This window comes from Halosolutus halophilus, from assembly GCF_022869805.1.
In the GTDB taxonomy this organism is placed as follows: Archaea; Halobacteriota; Halobacteria; order Halobacteriales; family Natrialbaceae; genus Halosolutus; species Halosolutus halophilus.
The window spans coordinates 4,865,717-4,882,026 of sequence record NZ_CP094974.1; the positions used below are offsets into that span (position 1 = coordinate 4,865,717).

Below are 16,310 nucleotides of genomic sequence, written 5' to 3' on the forward strand. Positions count from 1 at the left end.
GGTCCCCTACTTCAGCGTCCGGGCGAACCAGTCGGCTGCCACGTCGGCGACTTCTTCGAGTTCGCCCTCCCCTTCGAAGAGATGCCCCGCCCCCTCGACGACGTGCAAGTCCTTTTCGCAGGAAAGCTTGGCTTCGGCCTCGCGGTTGAGTTCGAGCACCTGGGTATCGGCACCACCGACGATGAACAGGGTCGGTGCCCGGACCTCGTCGAGGACGTCGGACGCCATGTCGACGCGGCCGCCGCGCGAGACGACGGCGTCGACGTCGTCCCGCAGGCGCGCCGCTGCCCGGAGCGCGGACGCCGCTCCCGTACTGGAGCCGAAGTACCCGACGGGCGTGTTACGAGCGTCCTCGCGATCCCACAGCCACTCGGTAGCTGCGACGAGACGGTCCGTCAACAGTGGAATGTCGAAGCGATTGTCGCGGATCCGGTCTTCTTCCTCGGTGAGCAGGTCGAACAACAGGGTCCCGAGTCCTCTGTCGCGGATGACCTCCGCGACGAAGTTGTTGCGAGGGCTCTTTCGACTGGAGCCGCTCCCGTGAGCGAAGACGACCACTCCCCGTGCATCCGCCGGGATTTCGAGCATGCCTTCGAGCGTCACGTCGTCGACCGGGATGGACGCGAGGGTCTCTGATCGCGGTGCCATATTCGACCTGACACCGTCGGCGATCTTTATACAGGGGGGTCGTCCCCCGCGGGGGTATCCCACCTGTGTGTTATATGTAGCCGCTTTCCGTGTTCCCATCCGAGAACGATGCGAGAAACTCGCCGATTCAAAGACCGGATGGACGCCGGAGAGCAACTCGCGGAGGTACTCCGTGAGCGGGAGGTCGACGCGGATATCGCGCTCGCCATCCCCCGGGGCGGCCTCCCGCTCGGACGATCGGTGGCCAACGCGCTCGACGTCCCGCTCGACATCGTCGTCGCGAAGAAGATCGGTGCCCCGGGCAATCCGGAGTACGCCATCGGTGCCGTCGCGAGCGACGGGAGCGTCTGGCGGAACGAACAGGGATTTCGTGGATCGGGAGCCGACGAGGAGTACTTCGAACGACAGCGCGAGGAGGAAGCAGCGAACGCCCGTCGGAAGGCCGAACGCTACCGGGGCGATCGATCGGAACCCGACCTGACCGACAAGACCGTGGTCGTCGTGGACGACGGCGTGGCGACGGGATCGACCGTCAGGGCCTGCCTCAGGAAGCTCAACGAAACGGACGCCGACCGTATCGTGCTGGCAGTCCCAGTCGGCCCACCGGAGACGATCGCCGAACTGGAGGCCGAGGCCGACGAGGTCGTCTGTCTCGAGACGCCGCGCGGTTTCAGGGGCGTGGGGCAGTTCTACCAGACCTTCGGCCAGGTGACCGACGAGGAGGCGATGGCGTATCTGGAACGGTAACTGGTATGCGACCAGCATCGTCGGTCGTCTCCTCGATGCCGAGAACGATCGCAACGATAACGACCGTCGGACACGTCCCCTCCAGTAGGGAACGCACTGATGGCAGCGTCGTCCCGGTGGTATAGCACCCCGATCGATCGAAAAATCTCATACAAATCATGGATATCGCTGACATCGTTTCGAAAGAGTACGTCGAATTCACCCCGGAGACGCCCGTCTCGAAGCTCGTCGGTACGTTCGCGGATTCCGACGTCAAGGGCGTCGTGATCCGCGACGACGAGTTCGAGGGGGTCGTCACCAGGAGACAACTCGCTACCTCGCATCGCCAGCCCAACGAAAAGCTCGGGTCGCTCGTCTGGCACGTGCCTCGGCTCGCGCCGGACGAGGACGTCCGCAAAGTGGCACAGCTCATGATCGACAGCGATTCGCAGCTGCTCCCCGTGTTCGAGGGCCGGGAGCTGATCGGCGTCGTCACCGTCGACGCGATCCTCCGGAAGGTTAAACCGTTCCTCGATGCGGCGACCGTTGCCGAGGCCCACTCCGCCGATCTGGTCTCGGTCGATTCGACGTCAACCCTTGGCAACGCACTCAACGTCTTCCAGGAGAACCACATCACGCACCTTCCGGTCGTCGAGAATAGCACGGCAGTCGGTATCCTCAGCCTCTACGACGTGACCGGCATCACGGTTCGGGCCGAGGTGCAGAGCCAGGGTGGCGATGCGGGCGGGACGGATCCGTTCGGGGGCGAAATATCCGACAGTACGGCTCGCTCGCGCCGCGGCGGCTTCGGCGCCCGGGAGGGTGAGTCCGAGCGGATGCTGGACCTCCCGGTCCGGGACATCATGGTCTCGCCCGTGCGCACGATTCGCCCGGACGAGACGCTCGATATCGCGGTCGAAGAGATGTTCGAGATCAACGCGTCGTCGCTGGTCGTCACCGAGAACGGCGATCCCCACGGCATCGTCACGAAGACCGACGTTCTCGACTCGCTCACGTGGGAGGCCGGCGGGAACCGGGGCGTCCAGGTCTACGGGACCAACCTGATAGACGACGTGACGTACGACGAGATCGTCGCGAAAGTCGAGAAATTCGACGACAGGGATCACGGGATGAACGTGCTGGACGCGAAGGTCCACCTCCACGAACACGACGAGACGCGCCGCGGGCGGCCGCTCCTGCTCGCCCGGATTCGGCTGCACACCGACCGGGGGCTGTTTATCGCCTCCGGGGAGGGGTACGGCGCGAGTCACGCGATCAACGAGGCGAGCGAGGTTCTGGAGCGCCAGATCCGCGACGAGAAGACCTACGGCCGGAGCAAGAAGCCCCCGAGCGAGGAGTTCTGGGAGAAACGGTTCGGGTGGCTGCTCGAGGAGTGATCGCCACCGCAACCGCTGGTGATGGAGCAAGCGGGCGACGTCATCGCACGACGGTCACTGGAACGGTTGCCCGTTCGACGAGCGACTTCGCGACGCTGCCGAGCATCAGCCCCGCACGCTCCGATCGGCCACGGTGGCCGACGAAGAGCGCGTCGAACCCTTCGGCCTCGGCGTAGGTGGCGATCTCCGTGATCGGATTCCCGTAGAGGAGTACAACCTCGACGTCGTGGCCGAGTTCGGCGGCCAGGTCGGACGCGTCGTCGGTGAGGTCCAGGCCTCGCTGTTCGGCGTCTTCGACGCTCTCGAGGATCAGGCGCTGGTCGGCATCGGAGAGCGACGTGATCGGTTCGGCTCCGCCCTCGTCGTGAGCGGTGGGATCGACCGCGTGGACCACCGTGATCGAGCCGCCCATCGCGTCCACGATATCGGCGGCGTAGGCGAGTGCGTTCTCGGACTCTTCGGATCCGTCGACGGCTACGAGGGCCTTCATGTCCGTGCGTTCGGTCCCGAGTTAGTTAAAACGAATCGTGAGGTCGAATTCCCCGCTCCACCGCAGGCAGGGACCGAATCACGTCTCCGGCCCGATACGCTTGACGCGCCCCTGGGCACCGGACTTGAGTTTCACGAGGATTCCTTCGGGGTGGGTCCGCTCGTCGGTCAGGACGACGCCGACCTCCCCGACGATACGATCGCCGTTCTCCTGTTCGATCTCCACGGTCGTTCCCTGGCCGAGTTCGTCTCGGGTGGGAAGGTCAGCTGACATGTGTTCTGGGTACCGGTCGTGAGTTCGTACAACAGCGCCCGCTCCTCGTCGCGCCCCTCAGCGTGGAAGCCACGCTCCTCGCTGACCTCGACCTCGTCGAGGGTCGCGGCGACTGTCTCGCCGTCGTCCAGGCGAAGCGTCCACTCCCCGGCTCCGAGCTTGCCCATCGTTATCGCGAGTTCGTCCAGCGCCATAGTCGATCGGTCGTGACTCTCGGCGAGAAAACGAGGGGAAAATCCGGTTCAGTCGACGACAGCCACGTCGAACGTGTCGTCCCATCGGTACCGTCGGCCGCCCCAAACGAACGTCGGGCGAACGAGTCCGGCGACGCCGATGATGGGAGCGAGGACGAGCGATGGTGCCGCGAACAGCCACGTCCGCCGATCGACGCGGAGCGCGCGGTAGTGCGTGTATGCGAGCACGGTCACACCCACGGCAACCGCGACCGGGAAGACGAGTCCGACCGCGATGACGGAGAGAAAGAGGGCGAGCGACGCCAGCGTTCTGGTCGGATCGAACCGGTAGAAGATCTTGGCGAACCGGGTTATCCGCTCGTACGTCGCGCGTGGCCCGCCCGGAACGCTGACCCGGGAGACGAGTTCCCGCGACGCGACGACCTCGTCGACGTACTCGGCGAGCAACGCGTCGTCCGAGACGGTCCGTCGCAGGTCTTCGACGTACGCATCGACGTCGACGTCGCGCCGATCGAACGTGACGCCGCCACCCCACGGCACCCAGTTGGATCGATCGACCACGAACGAGCCGACGACGAGACACGGGGGTTCGAACAGTTTGAACGGGTATTCCTCGCTGGTAAAGACGGGAATCGCCGTTACCGTGCCGTGTTCCTCCCCGAGGCGTTTGATCGTCGCCAGCCAGTCCTCGTCGCGATCGACGTCGTCGTCGGTCAACACGATCCGGTCCTGAGAGGCGTGCTCGAGGCCGACCGCGACGGCGTTTGCTTTTCCCGAGCAGCCCTCGGGCTCGCCCGCGACGAGCAGTTCGGCCTCGTCGGGGCGGTCGGCGGTCGCGACCGGATCGTCGTCGCTGTCACAGACGACCAGGAGCTCGTCGTCGGCCTCGAGCTGACGGGCCAACTGCTCGCACGACGGCGTCCACTCGAACGTCGGCAGGATGATGCTCGCCATCACCCGGGGTACTCCGACCCGACGGCTAACAGTTTCGGAAGACGAGAACCCGTACTCCCGCCGATCCGATCCGTCTCGCGCCGGTTCTCGGACCGCGATCGAGCGGCCCACGAGTCACGGATCGCGGTCTCCGAGTTCGGCGAAGACCTCGAGACAGTCCACGAGCTGGCGCGGCAGCAGGAACCCGTCACGAACGTGAGCGCGCCCGTTCCGACCGAACGACGTCCGTCGCTCCTCGTCGTCGAGGAGTCGTTCGACTCGCCGTGCGACGCCCCCGACGTCGTCCGGCGCTACGAGGTAGCCGTTCCGGCCGTCCTCGATCTGCAGCGGGATGCCGCCGGCGGTCGACCCGACGACCGGTGTGCGCTTCCAGAGCGCCTCGGAGACGACGAGGCCGAACCCCTCCCGTATCGATTTCTGGACGACGACGTCCGATCGGCGCTGCAGGACGTTCACGGCCGTATCCGGGAGCTCCGACAGGACGAACACGTCCGGGTCGTCCGCCGCCGCAGCCGCAACCCGATCGTATACCGCCGCCCCTTCCGGGTCGTCGTCGGCCATGCTGCCGACGAGCGCTAGCTGAGCGTCCGGCACCCGAGAGCGGACTCGCCGGTAGGCCTCGAGCGTGCCGAACTGGTCTTTCCACGGGTCGAACCGGGACACCTGCGTCACGAGCGGTGCGTCCAGCGAGATCGGGGCGAGGCGGTCGCGTTCGGTCGCCACCGTCGACTCGTCCAGGTCCGCGTTCTTCGCCGCCAGGGGATCGATCGACGGATGGACGACGCTCGAGGACGGAACGGCGATCCCGTCCTCGTAGACGGACCGGCTGAAGACCGCGTGATCGACGCGCTCGATGTACTCGGCGACGAACGCGAGGTGCTCCCGGGTCGGATCGCTCAGGTCGAGGTGACAGCGCCAGACGATGGCGGCGTTCGGAATCGCCTCCGCCAGCGTCTCGACCATCCCCAGGGGCTGTGGATCGTGCAGCACGACGACGTCGTACTCGTCGGCGATCGCGGCCGCGTTTCGCCCCGTTACCGCGCGATAGGTCGCTTTCATCTCGTCGGTCAACCGCGTCCCGCTGCCCTGGAGTCCGTTGTGAAGGGCTTTGGTCACCTCGAAGAAGGACTCGTCCGCCTCCATCACGTACCAGTCGGTGTCGACCCCGAGGTCGTTGCACAGCGGAACGATCGAGCGGAGGAGTTCCGCGACGCCGCCGCCAGTCGCCGTCGAGTTCACGTGGAGGATCCGGACGTCGTCGAGGGCCTCGGCGAGCGTGCGGAGCCGCTGGAGCCGATCGGGACCCGTCACGGCGTCGTACGCCGCTATCGACCGGTCCGCGAGGGACGGTGAGTGCATGGTCTGGGCGAACTGTCTACGACGAGTGTGGTATCAGTTGCACCTGCATTTCGATCGATCCGGCCCGACGGGTGGTACCGGTTCGCAGGAAACACATTTATCGTTTCGTCGCCTACGACTGGTCACAATGATGGCGACGACCCACGCGCTCTGGGGGATGGTGCTCGCCCTTCCCGCGCTCGCGATCGCCCCGGAACTCGCACCGATCGCGCTCGTGGCGGGGTTCGTCGGTGGGCTGGTCCCCGACCTCGACCTCTACACCGGCCACCGGAAGACGTTCCACTATCCCGTCTACGCGTCGATCGCAGCGGTGCCTGCGCTGACGCTGGCACTCCTCGCGCCGTCGACGCTGACGGTCGCGCTCGGCGTCGGACTCGCTGCGGCGGCGCTACACGCCGTGGCCGACGTCTTCGGCGGAGGACTCGAGCTACGGCCCTGGGAAGGAACCTCCGAGCGGGCCGTCTACAGCCACTATCACGATCGATGGGTCCGTCCCCGCCGCTGGATCCGCTACGACGGCGCACCCGAGGATCTCGCGCTCGCCGGCTTCGCGGCGGTGCCGCTGGCCGCCACGGGGACGCGGCCCGTCACCGCCGTCGTACTCGCGTTCGTCACGGTGTCGGCCGTGTACGTTCTGTTGCGCAGGCACCTCGCGGGCGTCGCCGAGCGCCTCGTCGCGCTGATTCCGGACTCGCTGTTTCCCTACCTCCCCGCCCGTTATCGCAGGGCCTGAGTCGTTCGCGAGTTCGACCGATCCCCGTCCGCGCTCGGCTCACGCTACGGGCAGTTCGGCCCGTCATACTATAGTATTCCGCCCGAAAGGACACGTATGACCAGTCGCGTTCTCGTCCCCGTCGATGGATCGCCGTTGTCCATGCGTGCACTCCGGCACGCGTTGCGGGAGTTTCCCGACGCGGAGATCACGGCCTACCACGTGGTTGACCTGTTCGAACCCGACTACAGCACCGACGTCGAGTCGTCCTACGAACCGATGATCGGCTCGGCAGAGTGGTACAGGGCCGTCGATGACGCGACCGACCGGCTCTTCGCGGAGGTCGCCGAGGTCGCCGCCGACTACGACCGATCGGTCGCGACCGACTCGGACATCGGCGATCCGAAGCGACTCGTCGTGGAGTACGCCACGGAGGAGGCCGTCGATCACGTGATCCTCGGGTCACACGGGCGGCCGGGAACGACGCGGCCGCTCTTCGGGAGCGTCGCCGAGACCGTCGTTCGGCGCGCGCCGGTCCCGGTCACCGTCGTTCGGTGAGGTCTCGATCGCGGGCCGCGACTCGCGGCGAATCATCAGCCAGCCTCACCTGTTCGATCGAGACGACGGGTTCCTGACCGAGGGTAGCGTCTCCGTTCTCTTGTCGGGGGAAGCGTCCACTAGGTTGTTTACCGACAAGGGCCAAGTACTACCCGTCATGGCGTTTCTCGTCCCCTTCGATGGGTCCTATCTGGCGGAAGCAGCACTGATGCGGGCGTCCGAGTACGGCCAGGCGCTCGACGAGGACGTCGTCGCTCTGTCCGTCGTTCCCGACGACGAGGCGTACGCGATCGACGTCGGGTGGTACGAGCGCGGGGAAGACGAACCGTTCAGCGTTCCGTACGTCGCCGGCAAACTTCGCGACGGGGTGGTCGATATTGCCCCCCAGGCCTCGTTCCGGCACGAGCAGATCGACACCGCGTCGGCCGTCGCGATCGCGACCCGGATCACCGAAATCGCCGACGAGATCCGGCCGTCGGTCGTCTTCATCGGCACGGAAAACGTCGGCGAGATCGCCCAGCCGGTGACCAGCGTCGCCGGAGGGGTCGCCGAAAACGCGGCGTACGACGTTCACATCGTCCGGTACTACGCACCGCCGTCGATTCCAGCGGTTCGACTCGAGGAGGGGTCGTACACGGAGCAGTGACTGCAGGTGCGGCCACTGCTCGCCGACGGCGTACTGGTCACGTTCGGTGAGCGTACGAGTGGCTTTGATGAGCGTTCGGGTCGAACCAACCGGTATGTTCAGGACCGTACTCGTCCCGACGGACGGCAGCGCCGGTGCCGAAGCGACGATCGCCCACGCGACCGAACTGGCCGGGGCCTACGGCGCAGCCGTGCACGCACTCTTCGTCGTCGACACCGGTGCCGAGCCGATCGGGTTCGCCGACGACGATCGCGAGGACTTCTACGACTCGTCCGAGCGACGGGGCCGCGAGGCGACGATCCGGATCACGAACCGAGCCGAGGAGCGGGACCTGCAAGCTGCACGGGAGATTCGGGAGGGCGTCCCCTACAGGGAGATCCTCGCGTACGCCGACGACCACGACGTCGACGTGATCGTCATGGGGACCCACGGCCGGACCGGTGCCGATCGGGTCCGCCTGGGCAGTACCACCGAACGCGTGATCACGCGGGCGGACGTGCCGGTGCTGTCGGTTCGCCTGATGGAAACCGGCGAGGCCCCCGAGCCAGGGGATGGCGGGTACGATCGACTCGTGATCCCGACGGACGGGAGCGACGCCGCCGAACGCGCCGCGGAGACGGCACTCGACGTCGCGGAAAAGTACGACGCCGACGTCCACGCCGTCTACGTGGTCGATTCGACGACGTACGATCTGGAGGACGCACCCCGAAGCATCGTCGGACTGCTCAAGGAGGGTGGGAACAACGCGACGGAGGCGATCGCCGACATGGCGCGCGAGCGGGGCCTCGACGTGGGAACCGACGTTCTTCGCGGCGTCCCGGCCGCGGAACTCCTCGAGTACGCGTCGGGGGTCGACGCCGACCTCGTCGCCATGGGCACGCGCGGGCGAGCGGTCGGCTCCGGCCGACTGCTGGGAAGCACGACGGCTCGCGTCGTCCGCCGATCACCGATCCCCGTCCTGACGGTCTCCTAGCCGTCGAGCGGGTCTCGATCGGTGAGGTGGGTCGCCCCCCTGAGTTGCCCCCTTCACCGGTCGACCGTGGCCCATCGGACGATGTCCGAGCACCGCGGCGTTCGACGACGGTCGACGATCGGACTTCCGCCCGCCGGTCGGACACGGGGCACGGGCGATGGCGGACGGCCTCGGCGTCGTGGCGCGCCTACTCGTCGTTCGATTCGAGCGCGGGCGGGAGTCCCTGGTGTTTGATCCCGGTCCAGTCGTCGATCCGGAACTCGTAGACTTTGATCTCCCCGGACAGGGTGGCCGTTTCGAACAGATCCGGGCGCCACACGTCGCTCAGGATCTCCTCGAGATCGTCCCACCCCGATTCGTGGACGGCGCTGATCGTTCCCGACAGGAGGACGCTCTGCCAGTTGTACATCGTATCGACTTTGTATACGAGAAAGCTCGCGTCGTCCGCCGCCTCGCTCATCGTTTCCTTTCGGCTCCTGGAACCGAGGAGATACGTGAAGTAGAGTCGGCTGTCGCCGTCGTACCCGAACGACAGCGGGAGGAGATAGGGACCACCGTCTTCGGGGAGGCCGAGCACGCCCATCTTCTGGGTCGACAGGAAGGATCGGATTTCGCCGTCGTCCATTTCGGCCAGCCCGTAGTCCTGGAGTTCATCGACTGACATATGTAGACGGTCTCCGGGTGGCATCAAAAAGCCTCACCTCCTCTGCTCCCGGCGAGAGTCGATCGGATCACCCTGACCCCCCGTGACGCCCCGATCCCCGTATGGATCCGCTGGCTCCGTCTACTCCGAAATCCGGGACTCGATCGTCGCCCGCAGTTCGTCCGTCTCCTCCCGAAGTCCGTCGCTGATCCGGACGTCGTAGGGTTCGGGATCTTCGATTCGCCGGTGTTCCTCCGGCAGTTTCTGGCGCTGCTCTCGGGCAGTCTCCCGTATTTCGTCGAGAGCAGGGATCTCGTAGCTTCGATCGCCGTCTTCGATGACGGTGACCAGTTGCTCCTCCCCGGGAGACTCCTCGCCACGGAGACCGAGAACGTCGCCGGTGTACCGGCCGTCGGATTCGATCCGGCGCACGCTTTTTGCCCCCGGATAGGTCACCTTGCCTTTCGAGAGCTTCATCGACGGCTGCATCTCGCCGTCGCGTTCGACCGCCACGAGTTTGTAGACGCCCTCGACTTTGGGGGCGTCCGTGCTCGTCACCAGGGCGGTCCCCGGCCCGAAGCCCGCCCCGACGCCGTCGCGATCGAAGAACTCGTGGATGGCGTACTCGTCCATGCCGGAGGAGATGAACTGGTCGATCTCCGGGATGACCTCGTCGACGGCCTTCGAGAGCGCCGGGAGATCGCCCGAGTCGAGGCGAACGCCGCGGAGGTCCACCTCCCTGGTCTCGGCGACGTCCTTCGCGATCTCCGCCCCCCTGACGGTGTCGTAGGTGTCGATCAGGAGGACGCTCTCGTCTCCGTACTCGTCGACGAACGCCTCGAACGCGTCGCGTTCGTGTTCGAAATTCTGGACCCACGAGTGGGCCATCGTTCCCGAGACGGGGATGTCGAACGCCTCTCCCGCGGCGACGTTCGAGGTGGCGTCGAAGCCGCCGATGTACGCGGCCCGAGCGGCCTTCATGGCGGCGTCGGTGCCGTGGGCGCGTCGGGAGCCGAAGTCGACCAGTCGCTGGCCGTCCCCCTCGCGATCGATCACGTCCCGCATCCGGCTCGCTTTCGTCGCGATGAGCGACTGGTAGCCGACCTGGTTGATCAGTGCGGTCTCGAGGAGCTGGGCCTGCAGGATGGGCGCCGTCACTTCGAGCAACGGTTCGTTCGGGAACACCAGCGTCCCTTCGGGCAGCGCGCGTACCTCGCCGGTGAACTCGAAATCGGCCAGGTACGACAGGAACGCGTCGTCGAATCCCTGCTCGGTCAGGTACTCGATCGCTCGCTCCCCGAACGAGAGGGTTTCGACGTAGTGGATCGCCTGCGCTACTCCCGCGGCCACCATGTAACCTCGATTCGGCGGCAGATCGCGGACGAAGAGGCTGAACGTCGCTCTCGGGTTGTGGTCCTGTTCGTGGTAGGCCTGCATCATCCGCAACTCGTAGAGGTCGGTGAACAGCGGGAGGTTCTGCTCCGTCAGGTAGCCGAAGGTCGTCTCGGACATCGGTTCGAATAAACGATCGACGTCACCCGTGATAACTGTCGGTGCCGGTTCCTGCCGACCCACCCCGGTCCCGAGGTTCTGAGACTGTCGCTGGCCTGCGTCTCACCGTCTCGATCACCCGATCTCGTCCGGTTCAGACGCGTCGAGAACGGTCGAGGCCAGTTCGCACTGGTAGTATCGGACCGTCTCGCTCTGTTGGTCGTAGTCGATCAGTTTCCCGTCTTCGAGCGACGGTAAGTGGACGTGATGGAGTTCCGTTTTCCAGCGGTCGGTCTCTTTCACCTCGGTCACCGTGGACAGGGTCGCTGCCAGTCGTTCGACCTCGATCTCGGTGTCGTCGTGGGCGTCCAGCACGGAGACGATCGTCCGGCGACGGTTATCCGCGAGTAGGCGAAGGACGGTGTCCGTATCGCATTCACAACTGATATTCCCGTCTTCGTCGATGATCGGACACTCAACCATGGTTTTCGATAGTCGAACTACGATCGCGCGGCGTAAAGTATACCCAACGTCTTCCCACCGCGTGAAAGATCGACGATCGTTGAACCGTACGGAAAACCGACCCGAGACGGGAGCGGCTGAATCCAATTACAGGGGTGTCCACTCCGCGTCGGAATCCGACGACAGGTGTACCCTTGACGGACCGCAGAGCGAGTGCAGTCGGATGGACGATCATCGATCCCGTTCGAGTCGCTCGCGGCGATTCTCGTACTCCTCCTCGGAGAGGTCGCCGCGAGCGTAGGCCGTTCGCAACTCCTCGATCGCGGCGTCGGATTCGTCTCCGGGCTCCTGAATCGCCCGGTACAGCAGGTAGCCGATTCCGAGTATCACCAGCAAGAACACGAGCCACATCACGATTCCCATCCACGCACCCGTCGTGCCGTTCCACATCCCGCCGTCCCACATGTGTCCACCTCCCCACATGCCCATCGTCGGCGCCATCAGTACCATCAGCAGGAACGGCAGGAGCAGGACGAGGGCGATGATGAGCAGGAGCGTTCGAACGATCGAGTCGTCAGTTGCCATGGGAATACCTTCGCCGGGAACACTGAAATATCTCCGTCCCGGGTCGTCGGAATCGTCATCGACGTCGTCGGCGGTCGATCACCGGACGACCGTCACCGGTACCGACGCGCGTCGCACGACCTGTTCCGCGACGCTGCCGAGCAGGACGCGCGAGATGCCCGACCGGCCGTGACTGCCGAGGACGATCCCGTCGACGTCGGCGTCGTCGGCGAACTCGACGATTCCCCGGGCTGGTGCGCCGACGATCGTCTCGGTCGCGATCGACGCGTCGTGTTCCTCGCCGAACTCTCGTGCGGCGTCGAACAGCCGTTCGGCCTCCTCTTCCTCGGCTTCGACGGCCCGCTGGAAGTTGTACGGGACGTCCCCGTCGTAGGCGGATATCGACGGGTTGATCACGTGCAGGACCGTGATCTCCGCGTCGGGAAACGTCGTGATAGCGTGTTCGAGTGCCGCTCGCGCCGGGTCGGAGTCGTCGACCGGGACAAGGACGTGCATACGCGGTCGTTCGCCCGTCGAACGTATATACCGCCGGGGACGTTCCCGCCACGTGGAATCTCTCCGGATAGTGGACGTTCGCCATCTCGATCGGTGGCGGCCTGCCGACGGAGAGGACGGGCCGTCGGCACCGGATTCTTCGCAATCTGGGACTGTCTGGGCGTTTCGACAAGTCCTCCTGCATGGGAATAGTCGGTACCGGGTATACCGTGGAACAGAAACGGTCTCGTATGAACGTTCGCGAAATCGTTGCCGACGAGTTCGAGACGTACGACGAGTCGACGCCGGTGTCGAAACTCCGCGGCGCGTTCGAGGAGACCGGTCAGCAGACGCTGTTGATCGCCCGGGACGGCGCGTTCGAGGGGATCGTCACTCGGCGGGACGTCATCTCGTCCCACCAGAAGACCTCCCGGAAGGCGGCGTCGCTCGTCCGCCCGGTCCCGACGATCGGTCGCGACGAGGACGTCCGAGAGGTCGCGCGGCTCATGATCGCCGGCGACACCAGGGTCCTTCCGGTGCTCGAGGGCGACGACCTCGCCGGTGTCGTCCGTGCGGACGACCTCCTGGAGCAGGTCCAGCCGTACCTGTCGGTGCTCGCGGTCGACGACGTCGCGACGAGAGAGGTCGTCACCGTGCGCCCGGACGAGTCGCTGGGTGCGGCGCTCTCGACGTTCCGAACCGAGCGCATCCAGCACCTGCCCGTCACCGAATCCGGGTCCGACGGGGTCGTCGGCATCGTGAGTCTCGCCGACGTCCTCGAGTTCGTCACGCGGGAACTCCAGCGGTCGCAGGGCGGCGATCCGGCGGCCAACGTGGACGCCGCGTCCGGCGGCCACCACGGCGGGTTCGGCGCCCGGGAGGGCGAGAGCGACGACCTGCTCAGCCTGCCGGTGCGTAACGTGATGGTCGAGACCCTCGGAACGGCACGGGCGAGCGAGACGATCGACGAGACGCTCGCGACGATGGTCGAGCACGGGGCCTCCTCGTCGATCGTTCTCGACGAGGACGGCAACCTCGACGGGATCGTCACGAAGACGGACCTGCTCGAGTCGCTGACCTGGACCGACGAGGGACGGCTCCCGATCCAGGTGTACGGCGCGGACCTCCTGACGGACCTCTCCCGATCGGAACTGGCCGATCGGATCGAGGCGGTCGCGGGGAAGTACGAGGACATGCGCGTCCTCGAGGCCAAGGTCCACCTCCAGAAGCACACCGAGCAACTCCGGGGCGTTCCCCTGCTGCTCGCCCGGGTTCGCCTCTACACCGACAAGGGGCTGTTCGTTGCCTCCGGTGAGGGGTACGGTGACGGCCACGCCGTGTCGCTCGCCCTGAACGCGGTCGAACGCCAGATCCTCGAGGGGAAGACCCACGCCCTGAACGAGAGGACCGGCGACGACGCGGACGTCGCCAAGATGTACGGCTGGTGGCTCAGCGAGTAGGCACGGCCGACAGGCGATCGCCTTCGGACCCGTTCACTCGCCCGTTTTCCGGCCGGTGATCGACTCGATCTCCAGTTCGTAGATCTCGAGGTCGATCGCCTCGACGTCCTGGTCGAAGACGTGCAGCCGGTGGAACGACTCGTTGAGCGTCATTGCGTCGAACGCTTCCCGTTCGGCATCGGTGAGTTTCCGCAACGGACCCCTGACGAGCACGCTCCAGCTATCCGTGCCGGAACCGTCGCTGTAGAGACACAGGCAGGCGTCGGTCGTCGTCTCGACGTACTCTATCTTCGTACTCGACCCGTCGTCCGCCAACCGGATATACAGCGACTCGCCGTCGTAGTGATAGTCCACCGGGATTGCGTACGCGGACGAGTCGTCCGCGAGCCCCAGGACTCCGACCGCTCCCGCTTCGAGGCGGCGTTCGATTTCGTCGGCCTCCATGCCGAACGTGTACACGTACTCGATTCTGTCCATGGTGAACGTACGGTCACGATACCTATGAAGCTCTCCCGCCGGCATCGGGCGATCGATTTCGGGTGGAACTGCTGACGGGAACTCAGCGCCCCTTCGATCGGCGCGTTCGAACGTACTGGAGCGCGGCGACGAGTGCCGCGGCCAGACTGGCGAGTTCGTACGGCTGGGCGTGAAACGTCAGCACGGCGGTGGCGACGAACAGCGCCCCGGCGAGGACGGCGTAGCCGACCCCCGGGTCGCCGCCCGGCGTCGGTTCGATCGGATCGGTCCTGACGACGAGTTCGCCGCGTTCGAGTTGTCCGAAGACGGCGTCGAACCGGGCGGGTACCCGCGCCAGCACGGGTACCGACTCCCGGAGATCCCGCTTTACGTCCTCGAACAGCACCTCGAACTCGCTCTCGATGAACCCGTGGTCGACGAGAAACGATCGCGTGACGGCGATGAAGTCGAACTCGGGATCGAGACTCCGGCAGACCCCTTCGCCGACCGTTCCGACCCGCATCAGCAACATCACGTTCGGCGGGATGCGAAACGGAAAGTCGTGCAGCATCGAGAGCAGTTCCCTGATGATCAGTCGCCAGGTGACGTCCGATCGCCCCTCGAGATTGTCGATCACCAGTTCGAGCACCCGCCGGACGGCGACCCGATCGACCGACGGCTCGAGAACCTCGAGCGCGATGAGCGTGTTCAACAGACCGTCGACGTCGCGACGAACCAGGGTTCGATAGAGGCTCGTAATGTCCTCCTGTTCCTGTTGGCTGAGTCGTTGACTCATGCCATAGTCGTAGATGACCAGCCGACCCTCGTCGGTCACCGCGAGGTTGCCGGGGTGTGGATCCGCGTGGAACACCCCGTCGACGAGCCCCATCTTCAGGTACGTCCGGGCGATCAGCGTCGCCATCTCCGTCGGCTCCATCCCGAGGTCGGCGAGGACGCGTTCGTCGGTGATCTTCCGGCCCTCGACGTACTCCATCGCCACCACGCGATCGGAACACAACTCGTCGTACGTTTCGGGGACGACGATCCGGTCGTCGTCGGCGAAGTTGTCCTCGATCTCCGCCATGATCGTCGCCTCGCGCTCGAAGTCCAGTTCCCCGAGGATGATCTCCTCGAAGTCGTCCGCCGCGTTCTCGAGCGAGTACCGCTGGCGCTCGTTGGCGAAGGCTGTAAGCAGTGGGAGGAGTCCCCGGATGACCCGCAGGTCGCGTTCGATCTGGGCCACGAGCCCCGGTCGGCGGACTTTCAGGGCGATTCGATCGCCCTCGTACTCGGCGGTGTAGACGAACGCGAGCGAGCCGCCGGCGACCGGTTCGACCGTTTCCAGGTCGATCTCGTCGCCGAGTTCCGTTTCGAGGACGGCGAACGGATCGCCGCCCGCGTCCTCGGGGACCTCGTCCTGCAGCGTCGCGAAGACGTCGACGTACGTCGGCGGCACGATGTCCGGTCGCGTCGAGAGTACCTGCCCCACCTTGATGAACGCCGGCCCGAGGTCGAGCATCGTCTCGGTGAGCCGTTCGGCACGGGCACGGTGGACTGCCGTGGAGACCGTCCGGGACGGGCCGAACAGCAGAAACCGCCGCCGATCCCGCAGGAAGGCGATCGCGACGGGGAAGAACCGAACGAGGACCTGGAGATAGCGCCGGTAGTACCCGTTCATCGTCGGTGGGCGGGGAGACAGTCGATCGAGTAGCCGTTCACGTCATTCCGTTCGCACAACGGCTACAAATACGTGACTAACGCGTCTCCGCAATGCAACAAAAAGGTGACTATCGCGTCCCCTCGACGGAA

19 protein-coding genes are annotated in these 16,310 nt (G+C 65.7%); 7 read left to right on the forward strand and 12 right to left on the reverse strand.

Features of this window, described 5'->3' with window-relative positions:
- Window positions 1–6 precede the first annotated feature (6 nt).
- Complete coding sequence (locus MUG98_RS24170) at window positions 7–648, reverse strand: dienelactone hydrolase family protein (protein ID WP_265109948.1); 642 nt, start codon at window positions 646–648, stop codon at window positions 7–9.
- 108 nt (window positions 649–756) lie between these two features.
- Between MUG98_RS24170 and MUG98_RS24175 the strand changes: the two genes are divergently transcribed.
- On the forward strand, window positions 757–1,395 hold the full coding sequence (locus MUG98_RS24175; RefSeq protein ID WP_265109949.1) for a phosphoribosyltransferase: 639 nt from the start codon (window positions 757–759) through the stop codon (window positions 1,393–1,395).
- A 158-nt stretch (window positions 1,396–1,553) separates the two neighbouring features.
- Window positions 1,554–2,771, forward strand: coding sequence for a CBS domain-containing protein (locus tag MUG98_RS24180; RefSeq protein ID WP_265109950.1), 1,218 nt, complete (start codon window positions 1,554–1,556; stop codon window positions 2,769–2,771).
- Window positions 2,772–2,811: 40 nt separating this feature from the next.
- On the opposite strand, the gene MUG98_RS24185 is transcribed toward MUG98_RS24180, so the two are convergent.
- The 4 genes from MUG98_RS24185 to MUG98_RS24200 form a co-directional block, all read right to left on the reverse strand.
- On the reverse strand, window positions 2,812–3,261 hold the full coding sequence (locus MUG98_RS24185) for a universal stress protein (protein WP_265109951.1): 450 nt from the start codon (window positions 3,259–3,261) through the stop codon (window positions 2,812–2,814).
- A 78-nt stretch (window positions 3,262–3,339) separates the two neighbouring features.
- Window positions 3,340–3,534, reverse strand: coding sequence for a YwbE family protein (locus tag MUG98_RS24190; protein WP_265109952.1), 195 nt, complete (start codon window positions 3,532–3,534; stop codon window positions 3,340–3,342).
- 242 nt (window positions 3,535–3,776) lie between these two features.
- Window positions 3,777–4,682 (reverse strand): glycosyltransferase, encoded by a 906-nt coding sequence (locus MUG98_RS24195; protein ID WP_265109953.1) that lies wholly within the window; start codon window positions 4,680–4,682, stop codon window positions 3,777–3,779.
- A 114-nt stretch (window positions 4,683–4,796) separates the two neighbouring features.
- Window positions 4,797–6,041, reverse strand: a complete 1,245-nt coding sequence (locus MUG98_RS24200; protein ID WP_265109954.1) for a glycosyltransferase — start codon at window positions 6,039–6,041, stop codon at window positions 4,797–4,799.
- A 127-nt stretch (window positions 6,042–6,168) separates the two neighbouring features.
- Here MUG98_RS24200 and MUG98_RS24205 point away from each other — a divergent pair, with 127 nt between their 5' ends.
- The 4 genes from MUG98_RS24205 (at window position 6,169) to MUG98_RS24220 (ending at window position 8,930) form a co-directional block, all read left to right on the forward strand.
- Window positions 6,169–6,774, forward strand: a complete 606-nt coding sequence (locus tag MUG98_RS24205; RefSeq protein ID WP_265109955.1) for a metal-dependent hydrolase — start codon at window positions 6,169–6,171, stop codon at window positions 6,772–6,774.
- A gap of 96 nt (window positions 6,775–6,870) precedes the next feature.
- The gene (locus MUG98_RS24210) at window positions 6,871–7,311 is read left to right on the forward strand and encodes a universal stress protein (protein ID WP_265109956.1); all 441 of its coding nucleotides are present in this window, start codon (window positions 6,871–6,873) and stop codon (window positions 7,309–7,311) included.
- Window positions 7,312–7,468: 157 nt separating this feature from the next.
- Window positions 7,469–7,957, forward strand: coding sequence for a universal stress protein (locus tag MUG98_RS24215; RefSeq protein WP_265109957.1), 489 nt, complete (start codon window positions 7,469–7,471; stop codon window positions 7,955–7,957).
- Window positions 7,958–8,051: 94 nt separating this feature from the next.
- A complete protein-coding gene (locus tag MUG98_RS24220; protein WP_265109958.1) occupies window positions 8,052–8,930 on the forward strand; it encodes a universal stress protein in 879 nt (292 codons plus the stop codon).
- Between the two features lie 187 nt (window positions 8,931–9,117).
- On the opposite strand, the gene MUG98_RS24225 is transcribed toward MUG98_RS24220, so the two are convergent.
- The 5 genes from MUG98_RS24225 to MUG98_RS24245 form a co-directional block, all read right to left on the reverse strand.
- Window positions 9,118–9,594: a pyridoxamine 5'-phosphate oxidase family protein gene (locus MUG98_RS24225; protein ID WP_265109959.1), complete on the reverse strand. Its 477-nt coding sequence runs from the start codon at window positions 9,592–9,594 to the stop codon at window positions 9,118–9,120.
- A gap of 120 nt (window positions 9,595–9,714) precedes the next feature.
- A complete protein-coding gene (locus tag MUG98_RS24230; RefSeq protein ID WP_265109960.1) occupies window positions 9,715–11,085 on the reverse strand; it encodes a nicotinate phosphoribosyltransferase in 1,371 nt (456 codons plus the stop codon).
- A gap of 114 nt (window positions 11,086–11,199) precedes the next feature.
- Entirely contained in the window at window positions 11,200–11,547 is a 348-nt protein-coding gene (locus MUG98_RS24235) for a DUF7344 domain-containing protein (RefSeq protein WP_265109961.1), read from the reverse strand.
- Between the two features lie 210 nt (window positions 11,548–11,757).
- Window positions 11,758–12,111 (reverse strand): SHOCT domain-containing protein, encoded by a 354-nt coding sequence (locus MUG98_RS24240; protein WP_265109962.1) that lies wholly within the window; start codon window positions 12,109–12,111, stop codon window positions 11,758–11,760.
- Window positions 12,112–12,189: 78 nt separating this feature from the next.
- Window positions 12,190–12,606, reverse strand: a complete 417-nt coding sequence (locus MUG98_RS24245) for a universal stress protein (RefSeq protein ID WP_265109963.1) — start codon at window positions 12,604–12,606, stop codon at window positions 12,190–12,192.
- A gap of 230 nt (window positions 12,607–12,836) precedes the next feature.
- Here MUG98_RS24245 and MUG98_RS24250 point away from each other — a divergent pair, with 230 nt between their 5' ends.
- Complete coding sequence (locus MUG98_RS24250) at window positions 12,837–14,045, forward strand: CBS domain-containing protein (RefSeq protein WP_265109964.1); 1,209 nt, start codon at window positions 12,837–12,839, stop codon at window positions 14,043–14,045.
- Window positions 14,046–14,078: 33 nt separating this feature from the next.
- Here the strand turns inward: MUG98_RS24250 and MUG98_RS24255 are convergent, their stop codons facing one another.
- Together MUG98_RS24255 and MUG98_RS24260 are read right to left on the reverse strand one after the other, a co-directional pair.
- The gene (locus MUG98_RS24255) at window positions 14,079–14,522 is read right to left on the reverse strand and encodes a pyridoxamine 5'-phosphate oxidase family protein (protein WP_265109965.1); all 444 of its coding nucleotides are present in this window, start codon (window positions 14,520–14,522) and stop codon (window positions 14,079–14,081) included.
- A gap of 82 nt (window positions 14,523–14,604) precedes the next feature.
- Window positions 14,605–16,179: an ABC1 kinase family protein gene (locus MUG98_RS24260; protein WP_265109966.1), complete on the reverse strand. Its 1,575-nt coding sequence runs from the start codon at window positions 16,177–16,179 to the stop codon at window positions 14,605–14,607.
- Window positions 16,180–16,310 lie beyond the last annotated feature (131 nt).